This is a genomic window from Streptomyces cyaneofuscatus (genome assembly GCF_042718795.1).
In the GTDB taxonomy this organism is placed as follows: Bacteria; Actinomycetota; Actinomycetes; order Streptomycetales; family Streptomycetaceae; genus Streptomyces; species Streptomyces cyaneofuscatus_A.
Genome location: NZ_JBHXOX010000001.1, coordinates 64,052 through 79,023, shown reverse-complemented (window position 1 = coordinate 79,023; position 14,972 = coordinate 64,052). Strand labels below are relative to the sequence as shown.

17 protein-coding genes are annotated in these 14,972 nt (G+C 72.8%); 11 read left to right on the top strand and 6 right to left on the bottom strand.

Going from position 1 to position 14,972, the window contains the following annotated elements:
* Positions 1-38: 38 nt before the first annotated feature.
* The 4 genes from ACFWRT_RS00380 (at position 39) to ACFWRT_RS00365 (ending at position 4,003) form a co-directional block, all read left to right on the top strand.
* Entirely contained in the window at positions 39-791 is a 753-nt protein-coding gene (locus ACFWRT_RS00380; protein WP_018513093.1) for a LytR/AlgR family response regulator transcription factor, read from the top strand.
* Between the two features lie 136 nt (positions 792-927).
* Positions 928-1,290 (top strand): hypothetical protein, encoded by a 363-nt coding sequence (locus ACFWRT_RS00375; protein WP_051884166.1) that lies wholly within the window; start codon positions 928-930, stop codon positions 1,288-1,290.
* The gene (locus ACFWRT_RS00370; RefSeq protein ID WP_380948777.1) at positions 1,287-2,789 is read left to right on the top strand and encodes a sodium/solute symporter; all 1,503 of its coding nucleotides are present in this window, start codon (positions 1,287-1,289) and stop codon (positions 2,787-2,789) included. The genes ACFWRT_RS00375 and ACFWRT_RS00370 overlap by 4 nt, the downstream gene beginning before the upstream one ends.
* Positions 2,786-4,003: a sensor histidine kinase gene (locus ACFWRT_RS00365; RefSeq protein ID WP_380948776.1), complete on the top strand. Its 1,218-nt coding sequence runs from the start codon at positions 2,786-2,788 to the stop codon at positions 4,001-4,003. The genes ACFWRT_RS00370 and ACFWRT_RS00365 overlap by 4 nt, the downstream gene beginning before the upstream one ends.
* A gap of 35 nt (positions 4,004-4,038) precedes the next feature.
* Here ACFWRT_RS00365 and ACFWRT_RS00360 read toward each other — a convergent pair whose 3' ends face one another.
* Positions 4,039-4,560: a hypothetical protein gene (locus ACFWRT_RS00360; protein ID WP_380948775.1), complete on the bottom strand. Its 522-nt coding sequence runs from the start codon at positions 4,558-4,560 to the stop codon at positions 4,039-4,041.
* A 112-nt stretch (positions 4,561-4,672) separates the two neighbouring features.
* On the opposite strand from ACFWRT_RS00360, the gene ACFWRT_RS00355 reads away from it, so the two are divergent.
* Complete coding sequence (locus ACFWRT_RS00355) at positions 4,673-4,870, top strand: zf-HC2 domain-containing protein (protein ID WP_128851749.1); 198 nt, start codon at positions 4,673-4,675, stop codon at positions 4,868-4,870.
* Here ACFWRT_RS00355 and ACFWRT_RS00350 read toward each other — a convergent pair.
* On the bottom strand, positions 4,804-5,376 hold the full coding sequence (locus ACFWRT_RS00350) for a sigma-70 family RNA polymerase sigma factor (protein WP_380948774.1): 573 nt from the start codon (positions 5,374-5,376) through the stop codon (positions 4,804-4,806). The two genes, ACFWRT_RS00355 and ACFWRT_RS00350, sit on opposite strands and share 67 nt — an antisense overlap.
* Positions 5,377-5,693: 317 nt before the next feature.
* Between ACFWRT_RS00350 and ACFWRT_RS00345 the strand changes: the two genes are divergently transcribed.
* Positions 5,694-6,893, top strand: a complete 1,200-nt coding sequence (locus tag ACFWRT_RS00345) for a CapA family protein (protein WP_380948773.1) — start codon at positions 5,694-5,696, stop codon at positions 6,891-6,893.
* A 55-nt stretch (positions 6,894-6,948) separates the two neighbouring features.
* Here ACFWRT_RS00345 and ACFWRT_RS00340 read toward each other — a convergent pair whose 3' ends face one another.
* Positions 6,949-7,410, bottom strand: coding sequence for a universal stress protein (locus ACFWRT_RS00340; RefSeq protein WP_326702257.1), 462 nt, complete (start codon positions 7,408-7,410; stop codon positions 6,949-6,951).
* A 141-nt stretch (positions 7,411-7,551) separates the two neighbouring features.
* On the opposite strand from ACFWRT_RS00340, the gene ACFWRT_RS00335 reads away from it, so the two are divergent.
* Complete coding sequence (locus ACFWRT_RS00335; protein ID WP_380948772.1) at positions 7,552-8,403, top strand: polysaccharide deacetylase family protein; 852 nt, start codon at positions 7,552-7,554, stop codon at positions 8,401-8,403.
* Between the two features lie 100 nt (positions 8,404-8,503).
* Positions 8,504-9,886, top strand: coding sequence for a hypothetical protein (locus ACFWRT_RS00330; protein WP_380948771.1), 1,383 nt, complete (start codon positions 8,504-8,506; stop codon positions 9,884-9,886).
* Between the two features lie 85 nt (positions 9,887-9,971).
* Here ACFWRT_RS00330 and ACFWRT_RS00325 read toward each other — a convergent pair whose 3' ends face one another.
* Positions 9,972-10,634: a class F sortase gene (locus ACFWRT_RS00325; protein WP_380948770.1), complete on the bottom strand. Its 663-nt coding sequence runs from the start codon at positions 10,632-10,634 to the stop codon at positions 9,972-9,974.
* A 350-nt stretch (positions 10,635-10,984) separates the two neighbouring features.
* On the opposite strand from ACFWRT_RS00325, the gene ACFWRT_RS00320 reads away from it, so the two are divergent.
* On the top strand, positions 10,985-11,467 hold the full coding sequence (locus ACFWRT_RS00320; protein ID WP_380948769.1) for a hypothetical protein: 483 nt from the start codon (positions 10,985-10,987) through the stop codon (positions 11,465-11,467).
* Between the two features lie 100 nt (positions 11,468-11,567).
* Here the strand turns inward: ACFWRT_RS00320 and ACFWRT_RS00315 are convergent, their stop codons facing one another.
* Complete coding sequence (locus tag ACFWRT_RS00315; RefSeq protein ID WP_380948768.1) at positions 11,568-12,131, bottom strand: hypothetical protein; 564 nt, start codon at positions 12,129-12,131, stop codon at positions 11,568-11,570.
* Positions 12,132-12,315: 184 nt separating this feature from the next.
* Positions 12,316-13,080, bottom strand: a complete 765-nt coding sequence (locus ACFWRT_RS00310; protein ID WP_380948767.1) for a bestrophin-like domain — start codon at positions 13,078-13,080, stop codon at positions 12,316-12,318.
* A 255-nt stretch (positions 13,081-13,335) separates the two neighbouring features.
* Between ACFWRT_RS00310 and ACFWRT_RS00305 the strand changes: the two genes are divergently transcribed.
* Positions 13,336-13,539 carry a hypothetical protein gene (locus tag ACFWRT_RS00305; protein WP_380948766.1) on the top strand — a complete coding sequence of 68 codons (204 nt, stop codon included), beginning with the start codon at positions 13,336-13,338 and terminating at the stop codon, positions 13,537-13,539.
* Positions 13,540-13,965: 426 nt separating this feature from the next.
* A complete protein-coding gene (locus ACFWRT_RS00300; protein ID WP_380948765.1) occupies positions 13,966-14,940 on the top strand; it encodes an SCO0930 family lipoprotein in 975 nt (324 codons plus the stop codon).
* The last annotated feature ends 32 nt before the right edge of the window (positions 14,941-14,972 follow it).

Here is a 14,972-nt window from a genome sequence, read left to right as displayed (position 1 = left end):
CAAGCCAGAAGGCCCCGGAGCACCTAAACTCCGGGCTCATGCTGCGCGTACTCGCCGTCGACGACGAACCACCCGCCCTGGAGGAGCTCCTCTACCTCCTGCGCGCCGACCCCCGCATCCGCAGCGCCGAAGGTGCCACCGGGGCGACCGAGGCGCTGCGCCGCATCGGCAACGCGGTGGACGCGGGCCCCGACGACCCGTCCGCGATCGACGTCGTCTTCCTCGACATCCACATGGCTGGCCTCACCGGCCTCGACGTCGCCCAACTCCTCGCCGGATTCGCCTCGCCCCCGCTCATCGTCTTCGTCACCGCGCACGAGGGCTTCGCCGTGCACGCCTTCGACCTCAAGGCCGTCGACTACGTCCTCAAACCGGTCCGCCGCGAACGCCTCGCCGAGGCCGTACGCCGGGTCGCCGAGCAGGTGGGGGAGCGGTCCGCCCCGGTCAACGACACCGCCACCGACCAGATCCCGGTCGAGCTCGGCGGCGTCATCCGCTTCATCCCGATCGACGAGATCGCGTACGCCGAGGCGCAGGGCGACTACGCCCGGCTGCACACCGCGGCCGGCAGCCACCTCGTCCGCATCCCGCTCACCACCCTGGAGGAGCGCTGGCGCTCGCGCGGCTTCGTCCGGATCCACCGGCGCCACCTCGTGGCGCTCAGCCGGATCGACGAGCTGCGGCTGGACGCGGGGAGCATGAGCGTACGGATCGGGGAGGCCGAGCTGGCCGTCAGCCGCCGCCACACCCGGGCGCTGCGCGACCTGCTGATGCGCCAGGGCGGCCGCTGACCCGGTGCCGGCGGACGACGGCTGAACCGGGGGCGGCAGCCGCCGCTGACCTGGGGTGACCTCGCCGAGCCGCTCCGGGAAGACGCTTCGGTGAAGCCTTCCCAGCACCGCCTTCCGCCGCCTACACTCCGAGCCCATGTCACCGGAGACCGCACCCCGGCGCGAAGTCGTCACGGGAGAGCCCCGCCGGGTGCGTCCGCTGCCCCGCTACCGCACCCAGGCGGAGATCGAGGAGCAGACCGCCCTCGGCGGCGCCTACGTCCGCTCGCTGATGCGGAGCCAGCTCCGTGCCGGGCTCACCGTCTTCGCCGTGCTCGCCCTCGTCGCGGGCACCCTGCCGCTCCTGTTCGCCGCCCTGAACAGCGCCGCCCTCGTCTGGGCGGTGCTCGGCTTCGCCACCTACCCGCCGCTCACCCTGGCCGCCTGGTGGTACGTGCGCCGGGCGGAGCGCAACGAACGCGACTTCGCCCGGCTGGTGGAGGGCCGCCCCACGCCGTGAGCACCCCCGACCACACGGCGTCCTGGGTGGCGGTCGCCCTCGTCGTCCTCGCCACCGTCCTCGTCGGCGGCTTCGGCCTGCGCATCTCGCGTACGACCTCCGACTTCTACGTGGCGTCCCGTACCGTGCGCCCCCGGCTCAACGCGGCCGCCATCAGCGGGGAGTACCTCTCCGCCGCCTCCTTCCTCGGCGTCGCGGGGCTCGTGCTGCTGCACGGCCCGGACATGCTCTGGTACCCGGTCGGCTACACCGCCGGATACCTGGTGCTGCTGGTCTTCGTCGCGGCCCCGCTGCGCCGCTCGGGGGCGTACACCCTGCCGGACTTCGCCGAGGGGCGGCTCGAATCGCTCCCTGTGCGGCGACTGGTCAGCCTCCTCGTGGTCGGTGCCGGCTGGCTCTACCTCGTGCCGCAGCTCCAGGGCGCCGGGCTGACGCTGAAGATCCTCACCGGGGCGCCCGGCTGGCTCGGCGACGTGCTCGTGGCGACCGTGGTGATGGTGGCCGTGGCGGCGGGCGGGATGCGGTCCATCACCTTCGTCCAGGTCTTCCAGTACTGGCTGAAACTCACCGCGCTCCTCGTTCCCGCCCTCTTCCTCGTCCTGGCCTGGCAGGACGACGGCCGGCCCCGGGTCAGCTTCGACGACCAGGTCGCCGTCTTCCGCGCCGACCACCCGCTCTACGCGACGTACGGACTCATCGTGGCGACCTTCCTCGGCACCATGGGGCTGCCGCACGTCGTCGTCCGCTTCTACACCAGCCCCAACGGCCGCGACGCCCGCCGCACCACCGTCGCCGTCCTCGCCCTGGTCGGCCTCTTCTACCTGCTGCCGCCCATCTACGGGGCGCTGGGCCGGCTGTACGCCCCCGAGCTGCGGCACGGGGGAGACGCGGACGCGGCCGTGCTCCTCCTGCCCGCCCGGGTCATCGGCGGGCTCGGCGGCGATCTCCTCGGCGCGCTCATCGCGGGCGGGGCGTTCGCCGCGTTCCTGTCCACCGCGTCCGGGCTCACCATGGCGGTCGCCGGGGTCATCACGCAGGACGTGCTGCCGTCGCGCGGCGTGCGCTCCTTCCGGCTGTCCACTGTCCTCGCGATCGCCGTGCCGCTCGCCGGTTCGCTGCTGGTCAGCCGGGTGCCGGTGGCCGACGCGGTGGGCATGGCCTTCGCCGTCTCCGCGTCCTCCTTCTGCCCGCTGCTCGTCCTCGGCATCTGGTGGCGCCGCCTCACCCCGCCCGGCGCGATCGCGGGGCTCGTCCTCGGCGGCGGCTCCGCCCTCCTCGCCGTCGCGATCACGGTGGCCGGGGCGGTGACCCCGCCCGGCTGGCCGCACGCACTGCTCGCCTGGCCCGCTGTCTGGTCCGTCCCGGTCGGCTTCCTCGCGATGATCCTCGTCTCGCTCGCGACCCCGGGGCGGATCCCGCCGGGCACCAACGCGGCCATGACCCGCTTCCACCTCCCCGAGGCGCTCACCTCGGCGCGCGGCGGCGGGAGGGAACGATGACGGGGGCCGGGGTCGCCGTCCTCGTGGTCCTGGTGGCGCTGCTGCTCGGTACGGGGTTCCTGGCGGGGCGACGTACCGCTCGGCCACTGCGGCCCAGCGATGTCGGCACCCCCGTCGAGCACGCCACGTTCGAGACCCTGCACACCGCGTCCCTCGCCGCGCCCCCGCTGCGCGCCGGCCTCACGGAGGAGAGCGCCCGGCGCTCGGCCCGCCGGCTGCGCTCGCTGCTCGGCACCGACGCCCTCTGCCTCACCGACCGGGAACGTGTCCTGGTCTGGGACGGCGCCGGACACCATCACGGCAAGGACGTGATGGGCCATATCGAGGAGTTGCTGGAGGGCGGGCGCGGCGCGGCCTTCGACAGCGGCTGCGCCGACCTCGACTGCCCCCTGCGCTGGGCGGTCGCCGTACCGCTCACCGTCGAGAACCGGGTCCTGGGCGCGCTCGTCGCCTACGCCCCGCGCGAGTCGGCGGTACTGGCCCGGGCGGCGGGCGAGGTCGCACGCTGGGTCTGCGTACAGTTGGAACTGGCCGAGCTGGACCGCTCCCGTACGCAGCTCATCGAGGCCGAGATCAAGGCGCTCCGGGCGCAGATCTCCCCGCACTTCATCTTCAACTCCCTCGCCGCCATCGCCTCGTTCGTCCGCACCGACCCCGAGCAGGCCCGCGAACTGCTCCTGGAGTTCGCCGACTTCACTCGCTACTCCTTCCGGCGGCACGGCGAGTTCACCACCCTGGCCGACGAACTCCACTCCATCGACCAGTACTTGGCCCTGGTCCGCGCCCGTTTCGGCAAACGCCTCTCCGTCACCCTCCAGGTCGCCCCCGAGGTACTGCCGGTCGCCCTCCCGTTCCTCTGCCTCCAGCCGCTGGTGGAGAACGCCGTAAAACACGGCCTGGAGGGAGCTTCCGCCCCGCCCCGCGAACGACCGGCGGACGCCCCGTTCCGCATCACCATCAGCGCGCTCGACGCCGGATCCGAGGCCGAGGTCGTGATCGAGGACAACGGCGGCGGCATGGACCCCGACCGGCTGCGGCGCATCCTGCGCGGCGAGGCCACCACCTCCACCGGCATCGGCCTGCTCAACGTGGACGAGAGGCTGCGCCAGGTGTACGGGGACGGGTACGGGCTCGTCATCGAGACCGGGCTCGGCGCGGGCATGAAGATCACGCTCCGGCTGCCCAAGTACCGGGCGGGCGTGCACGGTTCATGAGGTCCGGGCCCTGGCCCACGGGCCGCCCGGTCCTCTCAGCACAGATGTACGGCCAAATGGCCCAGGGGAAGCCCGAGTTGCCACGCCGGGGTCCACACCTGGACCTCCCCCTCCTCCTCGTGCCCGCCCCCGGCCACCGGCTCCCAGGGCGCGGGCACGATCGCGTCGAGGTCGGCGGCGAGCAGCTCGGTCTCCTCCAGCCACCGCCAGGCCGCCCGGGCCAGTGCCATGTCGGGGTCGCCGGGCCCGGCCCGGCGCTCGGACTCCGTGAGCCGCTCGCAGACCCAGCTCCGCCAGGTGGCCCCGTACGCCGTGAGGACCCGCAGCTCGTCGGCGCGCGCCTCGGACAGGGCACCGGGGGTCGGGGTCTCCCCCAGGAGGCCGGAGAGGAACATCGTGAGGGCGAGCGCGTCGCGCCCGGCCCGGAACTCCAGGGTCGTCGGCTCCATCAGGTCGCCGGTGCGTAACAGCTCATCCGCGACGTACTCGGTGTACAGCCAGGCCATCGGCACCGGCAGCCCGCCCCCACCGGTCCCACGCGTATCCTCGGGACGCATCCCGTCTCGCCTCTTTCCTTGCTCGGTACCGGGCTTCACGCAGCATTGAACCGGGGGCGGGCGCCCCGCGTGGGCAGAAGCGGAGGATCGCCCAGGAGATGCGAGGCTGTGAATGAGTGCCGACCCCGGCGACGACCCGCATGTGCGCCTGCTGCTGGGCGCGTACGTCCTGGACGCGCTGGATGCGGAGGAGACCTGCCGGGTCGCCCGCCACCTCCAGCTCTGCGACGCCTGCGCCCGGGACTACGTGGAGGTGGCGGAGGCCTCGGCCCTGCTCGCCCTGTTGCGGGCGGAGGACCTCCGTGAGTAGCCGGGCAGATTACGTGAGAGCAGCCGCAGGGCGTAGTACGAACGGGACTTGACGGTCCCGGCGGGGATGCCGAGCACCTCGGCGGTCTCGCCGACGCTCAGCCCGCGGAAGTAGATCTGCACCAGCACCGCACGGTGCTCGGGGCTGAGCGTGCGGACCGCCTCACGGACGTCCAGCGCGCGGACGGCCGAGTCCGCGGTGTCCTGGTCGGCCGGGGTGCTCTCCAGCACCAGATCGCTGACCTCGGTGGGGCGCGCCTGGCGGGAGCGCCGGGCGTCGATGGCGAGGCGGCGGCCGACGGTGAAGAGCCAGGGCCGCATCGACTCGTAGGGCGCGTCGAAGGCCTCCGGGTGCTGCCAGGCGCGTACCAGGGTCTCCTGCACCAGATCCTCGGCCCGCTGCCGGTCACCGAAGGTGAGGCCCAGCAGGAAGTGGAAGAGGGCGGGGCCGTGTTCCCGCTGCAACTCCGCGATGGCCCGCTCATCGGTCGTCGTCGTGGTGTTCATGAACGTCCTTTCCCGCGGGAGGCCCCCGGACGGCCTCGCTGCCGCCTGGCGTATCCGAACGCATTCGGTGGCGCAGGAACAGGCGGTGCGCCGAGGCGTGCGACGAGCGGTCGCTCAGTGCGGCGAATGGTGCGGCGAACGGTCAAGGGGCCGTCAGGGTCGGACGGTACGACCAGTTCAGCTAGGTATGCGGCAATGCTCCTTGCTTCAGCGGTATGACGATATATGTAGTCGGATGGTCGTAATAACCCGAACATGGATCCGAGCACCGATCCGAGCACCGATCCGCGCATGCATCCGAACATGGAGTCGAGCAGATGACGCAGCGCAGCCGACCCGGCGCCGTGGCCGCCCTCGCCCTCCTGCTCGCCGCGGCCACCGGCTGCACCGGCCAGCAGCCCCAGGCGTCCGTCCCGAGCGCACCCCCCACCGCCGCCGGGGGTGCGGGCGGCCAGGACGCCGACGTACCCCGCCCTTTCACCCTCCTCGCCTCGGGCGATGTCCTGCCGCACTCCTCCGTCATCGACCAGGCGGCGGCCGACTCGGGCGGGCAGGGCTACGACTTCACCCCGATGCTCAAGGCCGCGGCCCCCCTCGTCTCCGCCGCCGACCTGGCCATCTGCCACATGGAGACGGTGTACGGGAAGGACGGCGGCCCCTACACCGGCTACCCCAGCTTCACGTCACCGCCCGAGGTCGCCACCGCCCTGCGCGCCACCGGTTACGACTCCTGCTCCACCGCCTCCAACCACACCCTGGACGACGGGGCCGAAGGCGTCGCCCGCACCCTGGGAGCCCTGGACGCGGCAGGCATCCGGCACGCCGGATCCGCCCGCTCCGCCGCCGAGGCCGCCCGCCCCACGATCCTGCCGACGGGACCGGGGAAGAACGTCGCGAAGGTCGCCCACCTCGCGTACACCTACGGCACCAACGACATCCCGCTGCCCGCCGGGAAGCCGTGGGCGGTCAACGTGACCGACGAGCGGAAGATCGTGGCGGAGGCGAGGAAGGCCCGGCGGGCGGGCGCCGACGTCGTCGTGCTCTCCGTGCACTGGGGTACCGAATGGCAGGACGAACCGGATGCCACACAGCTTGAGCTGGCCGAGCGGCTCACCGCCTCCCAGGACCGCGGCCGCCCCGATCTCGACCTCGTCATCGGCACACACGCTCATGTCCCGCAGGCCTACGAAAAATCGAACGGTACGTGGGTCGTCTACGGGATGGGTGACCAGATTGCCGGCGCGATGATCAACTACCAGGGCGTCCAGGACCCGCGCGGCAACCAGAGTTCGATGGGCCGCTTCACGTTCGCACCGCCCGCCGAGCCGGGCGGACGGTGGACGGTGGAGAAGGCCGAGTTCGTTCCGCAGTGGTACGACACGGACACCGGGCGCGTCGTCGACCTCAACGCGTCCATCAAGGCCGGGGCCGACCACCACCGCCAGGTCCGCGACCGGATCCGGGACGTGGTGCTGGGCCGGGGCGCGGCGGCCGACGGCCTGGTGATGGGGGAGTAGCCCCGGCCGTCACCAGGGCGTGTCCTGACAAGATCCGCCGCACACGTCCTGGGGGCTACGGCACCACGGTGACCGGCCAGCGCCCCGCCTTCACCAGCCGGACGGCCACCGAGCCGATGAACCGGTGCCCCGCCGACTCCGACGCCCCCACCACCACGGCGTCGGCGGTGAGTTCGTCGGCCGCCGTCACCAGCCCGTTGTACGGGTCGCCGCGGAAGGTGTGGAACTCCCAGCGCACGTCCCAGGTGTCCTTCAGCCGCTCCGCCGACTCCCGGATCTCGTCCACCAGTTCCTGGGCGACCTCGCCCGTGGTGTCGCCCACAGGTACGCCCAGCGCGGCGCCCGAGGGGATCACGGGCTGGACGTACACGAGGGCCAGCGTGGCGTTCTGCCGTCGGGCGAGACCGGCGGCGTACGCGGCCGCGCGCATGGACGAGTCGGAGCCGTCGACGCCCGCGACGATCACCTTGGGCCCGTCCGTACCGCGTTCGAACTGATGGGGCTGCTGCTCTGTCACGGCTCCGAGGCTATCGGCTCGCCCGGAAGCCTTGGAGGAGGGGCCGCGTCCCCGGCAGGCCGCTGCGTCGAATGGGTAGAAAACGGTCAGCACCCGGTGTCGTCGGCCGGCGCGGGAGCCCGGCCGTGCGAGCAGTTGGCCATGAGAAGTGATCACCTCCGGCCCGACCGCCGCACCCTGCTGAAGGTCGCCCTCGGCCTCGGGACCGCCACCACCCTGCACCTGATCGCCGCCGACCCGGCCTCGACGCCCGCCCGCCCCGCCCGGGCCGCCGGCACTCCGCCCGCCGCGGCCGCCGGGCCGCCCGCCGGACTACCGGGCCGCCCGCCCGCGTACCGCCTCCAGCCCATGACGGGCGGCACCCCGCCCCGCTTCCGGCCGGCCAGGCCCCCGGTGCGGACCCGGCCCTTCGAGGAACTCCCCGACCTCGGGCACTCGATGGTGCTCAGCTTCGACGACGGCCCCGACGCCCGCTACACCCCGGACATCCTGGCCACCCTGCGCGAGCACCGGGTCCGCGCGATGTTCTTCGTCTGCGGCGAGATGGCCGACGCCCACCCGGACCTGCTGCGCGAGATGGCGGACGACGGCCATGTCGTCGGCAACCACTCCTGGTCGCACCCGCTGATCCCGGGGCTCTCCCGCGCCGCGATCCGCGACGAGCTCGGCCGCACCAGCGACGTGGTCGAGTCGGTGCTCGGCACCGCGCCGCTCTGGTACCGGGCCCCGTACGGCGCGTGGAACCGCAACTCCTTCGAGATCGGCGCCGACCTCGGCATGGAGCCGATGGCCTGGACCGTCGACACCCTCGACTGGACCACCCCGGGGACCGGCACCATCGTCCGCCGGGTGCTGGACGGGGCGGCGCCCGGTGTCGTCGTCCTCTCGCACGACGCGGGCGGCAACCGCTCCCAGAGCGTGGCCGCCCTGCGCCGCTACCTCCCCCGGCTGCTCGACGAGGGCTACCGCGTCACGGTGCCGCAGCGGATCTGAGAGGCCGGTCCGCCCGGGGCGGGCCTGCTGAAGATACGGTTCCTCCGGTACGTGCCCGGGGTGGAGCCCCGGGCGCGCCGACGCACCACCTGGGGGAACGATGAGCGAGCGGTACGGGGCGTACGCCCTGGCGGGAAATCCGGCGGCTCCGGCCGGCGTGCTGCTGAGGCTGCTGGCACTGAACGACCGGTCGATCACCCATCGGCTGTCGTACCACCCCGCGCTGACCGGCGAGGTCGCCGAGGCCATGCTCACCCACCCCGAGCGCTGGGTACGGCACCTGCTGGCCGAGAGCTTCACCGCCGCTCCCGAACTGCGGGCCCGGCTCCTGGACGGACCGGCGTCCGACGCGATGGCGGTCGCGATGGGCCCCCACCCCTACCGCATCCGGGTGGAGCCGCTGCCGGACAGGACGTACGAGCGCCTCCTGAACCACGAGCGGGGCAACGTCCGGTACGAGACGGTCGGCGCGCCGTCCACGCCGGACCACGTCCTGGTTCCGCTCGCCGGGCACGCGGACCCGTACTTCCGGCGGGCGGCGTGCCGGCGCGTCTGGCACCTGCTCGACGCCGACGCGCGCTCGGCGCTCCTCGCGGACCCCGACCGCGACGTACGCACCGCCGCCTCGCTCCAGGTCATGGACGAGGACGAGGAGCGCACCGGGGAACTCGTCCGGACGCAGACGGACGCCTGGCACCTGGGGGAGGTGGTGGAGCGCGGCAGGCTGGGGCGTGCCCTCGCGGAACGCCTGGTGGCCGAAGGGGTGCTGCTCGCGCGGCTCGCCCTCAACCCGACCCTCCCCGGCGACCTGGCCGCGGGGCTCGCGGACCACGAGAACCCGGCCGTCCGGCTGGCCGTCTCGGCCCGCCCGGAGCTCTCCGAGGACGAGCGGGCAGCCATCGACTGGCGGATCGACCCCGAGGACAGACTGCCCTGCCTGCGGTGGGTGTGGGACGCGCGGCACGATCCGGAGACCCTGCGGCGATGCGCGACCTCCGCGCACACCTGGCTGCGGCGCAGCGCCACGATGTGCCCCGAACTTTCGCAGGACTGCGTCGAGCTCCTCGCCGGGGACGCGGACTTCGCCGTACGGCTGCTGCTCGCCGAAGGCCACCCCGAGGCTCCGGCGGAACTGCTGCTCGACCTGTATCTGCACGGCACGCACCGGGCGGTGGGGTCGCTGGTCTCCCGGCCGCGGTTCCCGGCGGCCGGCCTCGCCCGGCGGTTCGCGGACGCGACGGACCCCAGGGCGCGCGCCCTGGCCCTGCGGGACCCGGCGGCCACACCCGGGCTCGTCGAGCGGCTGAGCCGGGACTCGGACGCGGGGGTGCGGCAGGCGGCCGCCCGCGACCCGCGGCTCCCGGTCGCCAGGCTGCTGGAACTGCTGGCGGACTCCGGCGCGGTGGCGGCCGCGGCCGCCAACCCCGCGCTGCCGCCGGCGGAGATGGCCGCGCTCCTGGACCGGGAGGGCGTCCCCCGCTGAACCGTGCGGCGTGGCGTTCGGTGACGTACCGTCAGCGGGTCTCGACCGGCCGAGTGAGTCAGCGGGTCTCGGCCGGCCGAATGCGTCAGCGGGTCTCGACGAGCCGGGCGAAGACCACCACGTTCCCGTCGTATCCGCCCGCCTTCGAGTAGCCACCACCGCAGGTGATCACCCGGAGCTCCGCGTGGCCCGTGTCGCCGTAGACCCGGGCGCCGGGGAAGTCGTTCTTGGAGAAGACCTCCACCCCGTAGATCTCGAAGACGCCGACCCGGCCGTCGTAGCGCTCCACCTCGACGCGGTGGCCCTTCTGGAGCGAGCCGAGGCCGTAGAAGACCGCGGGCCCGGAGTTGTTGTCGACATGGCCGACGACCACGGCGGTGCCGCGCTGTCCGGGCGCGATGCCGTTCTGGTACCAGCCGGCGAGGTTGGGGTCCTCGGCCGGCGGGGCGTCGATCCAGCCGTTGGCGTCCAGGTTGACGTCGATGATCGGGGCGTCCACGTCGATGTTCGGGATCTTCACCCGGGAGGCGGGGGCGTACGGCAGCGGCTGCACCGGCTCGCCCTCCACCGGCGGCCCAGCCGCGTCGCCGCTCAGGTCCAGCGAGGCGGCGGCCGCGGGCTGCGGCGGGCCCTCCTCCCCGAACTCCGCCCCGTTGCGCAGGAGGGCGAGGCCGGTGAGCATGACCAGGGCGACAGCACCCCACGGCACGCGTCTGGTCCGCTCGGCGCCGGCGTAGTGCTGGCCCATGGTGCTCCCTTCGTCGCGACGCTTGGAACGTTAGGGGCGGTGCGGCCGGGCGGCGATCAGGGAGAGGCGAACGGGTGGCGGCCGGGACCCGGGCCTCCGCGGTGACGGCATGCGGGCCCTCAGGGGGGACTGCCCTTCGGAGTAATGAGCAGATAAAAGTTCTGATGGCCTGTGACCTGCGACTCCGTCAGATCCAGGGGTTTCCGTACGGCGTGTCGCGTCACCGGGGTGGAGCAGTGCCGAAGTGCGATCCGTCGATCGGCTGGTGAGTGTTCGTCATGGGAGGCGTTCACGTCGATCGATTCCCGGAGGACAGGACTCCGGGGCGTTTCCCGCTGGAGGTCCACACGATGCGTGCTTCACGCGTTCTCGCGGTCACCGTGACCGCTTTCGCGGCTGTCGGGCTCGCTGCCCCCATGGCCGCCGCCACCAACGGTCCGGTCAACGTCACCGTCAACCCGCAGGCGGTCCACCAGGGCGGCACGCTGAAGATCACCGCTCGGGGCTGCGGTCACGGCGGCACGGTCTGGTCGAACGCGTTCCCGACGACCAGCCTCTCGGCGGGTGACGGCACCAACTACGCCCACGCCCGCGTCCGCAACAACACCACCCCGGGTCACTACCACCTCTCCGTGCGGTGCAGTGACAACGACCGGGTCGCGACGCAGAAGTTCACCGTGCTCGCCGGCAACGGCGCGGAGGGCGGACTCGGCGGCTCGATGGGACCGAACTCCACGGAGATGCAGGTCGGCGGCGGACTGGTGGCCGCGGCGGCCGTCGGTGGCGCGGTCTTCCTCGTCCGGCGCCGGCGGACGAGCCATGCGGCCTTCTAGGACGCCGGACCTCCCGCCCGGCCCGATACGCCCGTCGCCCCGAGTCCTGTGGTCAGGACCCGGGGCGACTGTCGTGCGTTCCACCTCGGCCCTCGCGCCGTCAGTGCCGGCGGCCGGCGCCGCGGCGGCGTGCGAACCAGAGCGTGCCGGTGGCGGCCGCGAGCACGAGGGCCGCGCCCGCCGCGACCTCCACCGTGTTCATGGTGGAGGCGCTGCCGCCGAGTCCGCCACGCACGCCGCTCGGCGCGATGGCCGTGGAGCTGACGGTCGGTGCCGTGGTCGGGGCCGTCGTGGGCGTCGGGGTGCTGGTGGCGCCCCCGGTGATGGTCAGGTTGACGTTGCGGGTGGTGCCGGTGGAGCCGCAGGCGAACGTCACCGCGTAGACCGCGCCCCGCCGGGCGTCCGCGTCGACGGTGGCGGTGGCCGAGGTGCTGCCGCTCGGGATCACGGTCGTGTCGAAGATGCCCGAGGTGACGGTCGTCTCGCCGGTGCACCCGCCGCCGCCGAGGGTCACCCGGCCGCCCGGAGCGATCACCGAGGGGGAGATCGTCGGGTTGAACGTGTTGATGGCCCCGTCCGGCGCGGCATGGGCGGCGGACGGAGCCAGCAGGGTGAGGGCGGTGGCGCCCAGGAGTGCGAGGGGTGCGACACGTATCGCGCGCATGGTGGATCCTCCGGGTTCCCCGAGGGGCAGCTGCGGAATGAATTTCCACATAGCAGGAAAAATGCACCTCGATGCGCGACACGCTAGGAGCGTGGCGGACCGACCGCTATCGGGGTCGGGCGAACGGGTCATTCCGTCCCCCGGCCGGCGCACTCGGCGGTTCACCGGCCGGGGAGAGCGCGTATCAGCGGGTGGCCTCCGGGAACAGGTCGAGGAAGGGCTCGGCGGTGGCCGAGATGCCCCGGCCGAAGGGCGCGTCGAAATTCCAGATGAGGAAGAGCAGGAACGCGATCAGCGCGCTGAAGAGCCCCGCCAGCAGAAGTTCCCGGAACGTTCTGCGGATCTGGAGGGTGAAGATCAGCCCGACCGTCACCAGCGCCCCGATGATCAGGCCGAACCACACCACCCCGGGCATCGTCGCCTCCGCGTTCTGTGCCCGGGTGGTGCGGGCGTCGTCCGCCGCCGCCACCTGGTCCACCAGCGGCTGGTAGGCCTGCCCCTCGTGGTCGGTCCGCGGCTCGTAGTCCGTGACGTCCGCCCGCACCCGGTCCAGCAGCTCCGTGCCGCGTTCGGTGAGCGTGCCCCGTTCGGACATCGCCCGCCACTCGGTGTCGACGACATGGGCGACGTACGCGTCGACGTCCACGCGGATGCGGTCGCGGACCTCCGCCGGGTAGACGGAGGACCGGGCCTGCACCTCGTGCAGTGCCTGCGCCTCCAGCCGTACGGACTCCTGGGCGGCGCTGCGGCCCTCCCAGACCCCGGCGATGGCCAGACCCAGCACGATCGCGTAGACCACGCCGATCATCATCGTCATGTACTCGATGACGTCGGGCGTCTCGGACGGATCGTCGTCATCGGCGATGCGGCGGTTGTTGAGGACCGCGATGGTGAGGACGACCGCACAGGCCGACGCCATGGCAATGCTCAGGACGAGCCATTCGGACATGGATATCTCCTCGTCAGCGGGACGATCGCGGCCGCAGCACGGCGACGGCGAACACCGCCGGGGCAGTGATCAGCAGGGTCGTGGACACCAGGGACGGCCCGCTCCGCGGCTCCTTGCGGGTCGCTTTGCGGTACGTCGGAAGCGCCACGGGCCGTGGGTCCGGCGGCTTCGGCCGCACCGACGGTGCCGGTGACGGCCTCGGCGCCGGCCTGGGCGCGGGCGCGGCCTTCTGTACGGGGGGCGGGGGAGGTGGCGGTGGCGGCTCCGGGGGTGATGGTGGCTCCGGTGGAGCTGGAGCTGGAGGAGGTGGTGGGGGCGGTGGTTCCGGTGCCGGGGGCGGCGGGGAAGGAGCCGGCGGTGGAGGTGGTGGGTCCGGCGGTGGCGGGGGTGGGGGCGGTAGTGGTGGGGGAGGCGGCGGAGGGGGAGGCGGTGGGGGTGGCGGCGGTTCCGGTGGGGTGACCGCCCCGCAGTCCCCGCTGCCCGCCACGGCGACCGCGGTGCTGCCGCCGTCCTGCCCGATGACGGCCACCGCGCAGGCGTCGGCGGTCGCGGGCGGCGGTACGGCTATCAGCCAGACGAGTGCGGCGGCTGTCGAGAGCCGCCCGATGCGGGATCCGTACACGAGCGGGAGCATGATCCACGTCGTGCGGCGACACACGGGACTCCGTCGGGATTCGCCTGATGGTGGGACAAGAAGCCGTTCATGTTTGCGCACGGTTGACGGTCCGACAGGCGCGCTCGCCCATCGCCCCGTTGGGCGTCGCGCCGAATTCTTCTCGGCCCGCGTTGAACGCGGGCCCCGTCACGCCCCGTACCTAGGGCCATGGACGGCGCGGCCTCGCGTCGCCATCGCAGCGAATACGACGACGTACTACGGGAGTCGACATGAACACCTGGCGCAACGCCTCGCTCGCGGTCACCGCGGCGGCCCTTTTGACGCTGACGACGGCGTGCGGTCAGGAGCAGGGCACGGCATCGCCCAACGGCCAGTCGGTCGGGAACGCGGCCCCGGCGCAGCAGCCGGCCGAGAGCGGCTACGGCTCGTCCGGCGGTGGTTACGGCTCCGGCGCGGACGTCGCGGCCCCGAAGGCGGCGGGTCAACTCGCCGTGCAGGACAGCAAGAAGCTCGGGAAGGTGCTCACCGACAGCGAGGGGTTCACGCTCTACCGGTTCGACAAGGACACCGCGAAGCCGCCGAAGTCGAACTGCGACGGCGACTGCGCGACGGCGTGGCCCGTGGTGCCGGCGGGCGACGTCGAGGCCGCCGCCGGAACCGACGCCTCGCTGCTCGGCGAGGTCGTCCGGACCGACGGCTCCAAGCAGCTCACCGTCGACGGCTGGCCGATGTACCGGTACGCGAAGGACACCGCGCCGGGACAGACCAACGGGCAGGGCGTCGGGGGCACCTGGTTCGCCTCCGCCCCCGACGGGAAGAAGGCGGCGGCCAACGCCGACGGTGCGGCCGTCACCGATCCGGCCGATGCGGAACCGGCCGACGCCGCGGGGCTTTCCGTCCGCAAGGACCCGGAACTCGGTGACATCGTGGTGGACAAGCGCGGTATGACGGTTTACCGGTTCACCCAGGACTCCGCGTGGCCGATGAAGACGGCGTGCACCGGCGACTGCCTCAAGAAGTGGCCGGTAGTCGCCCCCGTGTCCAAAAACTCGGTGGAAGGCGTGACGAAGAAGGGATTCGTCACTTTCGACCGGCCCGACGGGATCAAGCAGCAGACCATCGACTGCTGGCCGATCTATACGTTCGCCGGGGACGAGAAGCCGGGTGACGTCAACGGCCAGGGAGTCGGCGGCACCTGGTTCGCGGTCTCGCCCGACTCCAAGCTCGTCAAGACCACGAAGTGACCGCGAGACCACGAAGTAACCGCCCAAGGCAC

Excerpts from the sequence above, each read along its gene's own strand:
- ACFWRT_RS00345 (WP_380948773.1), top strand. The coding sequence starts at position 5,694 with ATGACGCAGCGCAGCCGACCCGGCGCCGTGGCCGCCCTCGCCCTCCTG.
- ACFWRT_RS00360 (WP_380948775.1), bottom strand. The coding sequence starts at position 4,560 with ATGCGTCCCGAGGATACGCGTGGGACCGGTGGGGGCGGGCTGCCGGTG.
- ACFWRT_RS00300 (WP_380948765.1), top strand. The coding sequence starts at position 13,966 with ATGAACACCTGGCGCAACGCCTCGCTCGCGGTCACCGCGGCGGCCCTT.
- ACFWRT_RS00315 (WP_380948768.1), bottom strand. The coding sequence starts at position 12,131 with ATGCGCGCGATACGTGTCGCACCCCTCGCACTCCTGGGCGCCACCGCC.
- ACFWRT_RS00330 (WP_380948771.1), top strand. The coding sequence starts at position 8,504 with ATGAGCGAGCGGTACGGGGCGTACGCCCTGGCGGGAAATCCGGCGGCT.
- ACFWRT_RS00375 (WP_051884166.1), top strand. The coding sequence starts at position 928 with ATGTCACCGGAGACCGCACCCCGGCGCGAAGTCGTCACGGGAGAGCCC.
- ACFWRT_RS00310 (WP_380948767.1), bottom strand. The coding sequence starts at position 13,080 with ATGTCCGAATGGCTCGTCCTGAGCATTGCCATGGCGTCGGCCTGTGCG.
- ACFWRT_RS00380 (WP_018513093.1), top strand. The coding sequence starts at position 39 with ATGCTGCGCGTACTCGCCGTCGACGACGAACCACCCGCCCTGGAGGAG.
- ACFWRT_RS00365 (WP_380948776.1), top strand. The coding sequence starts at position 2,786 with ATGACGGGGGCCGGGGTCGCCGTCCTCGTGGTCCTGGTGGCGCTGCTG.
- ACFWRT_RS00355 (WP_128851749.1), top strand. The coding sequence starts at position 4,673 with ATGAGTGCCGACCCCGGCGACGACCCGCATGTGCGCCTGCTGCTGGGC.
- ACFWRT_RS00325 (WP_380948770.1), bottom strand. The coding sequence starts at position 10,634 with ATGGGCCAGCACTACGCCGGCGCCGAGCGGACCAGACGCGTGCCGTGG.
- ACFWRT_RS00350 (WP_380948774.1), bottom strand. The coding sequence starts at position 5,376 with ATGAACACCACGACGACGACCGATGAGCGGGCCATCGCGGAGTTGCAG.
- ACFWRT_RS00335 (WP_380948772.1), top strand. The coding sequence starts at position 7,552 with ATGAGAAGTGATCACCTCCGGCCCGACCGCCGCACCCTGCTGAAGGTC.
- ACFWRT_RS00320 (WP_380948769.1), top strand. The coding sequence starts at position 10,985 with ATGCGTGCTTCACGCGTTCTCGCGGTCACCGTGACCGCTTTCGCGGCT.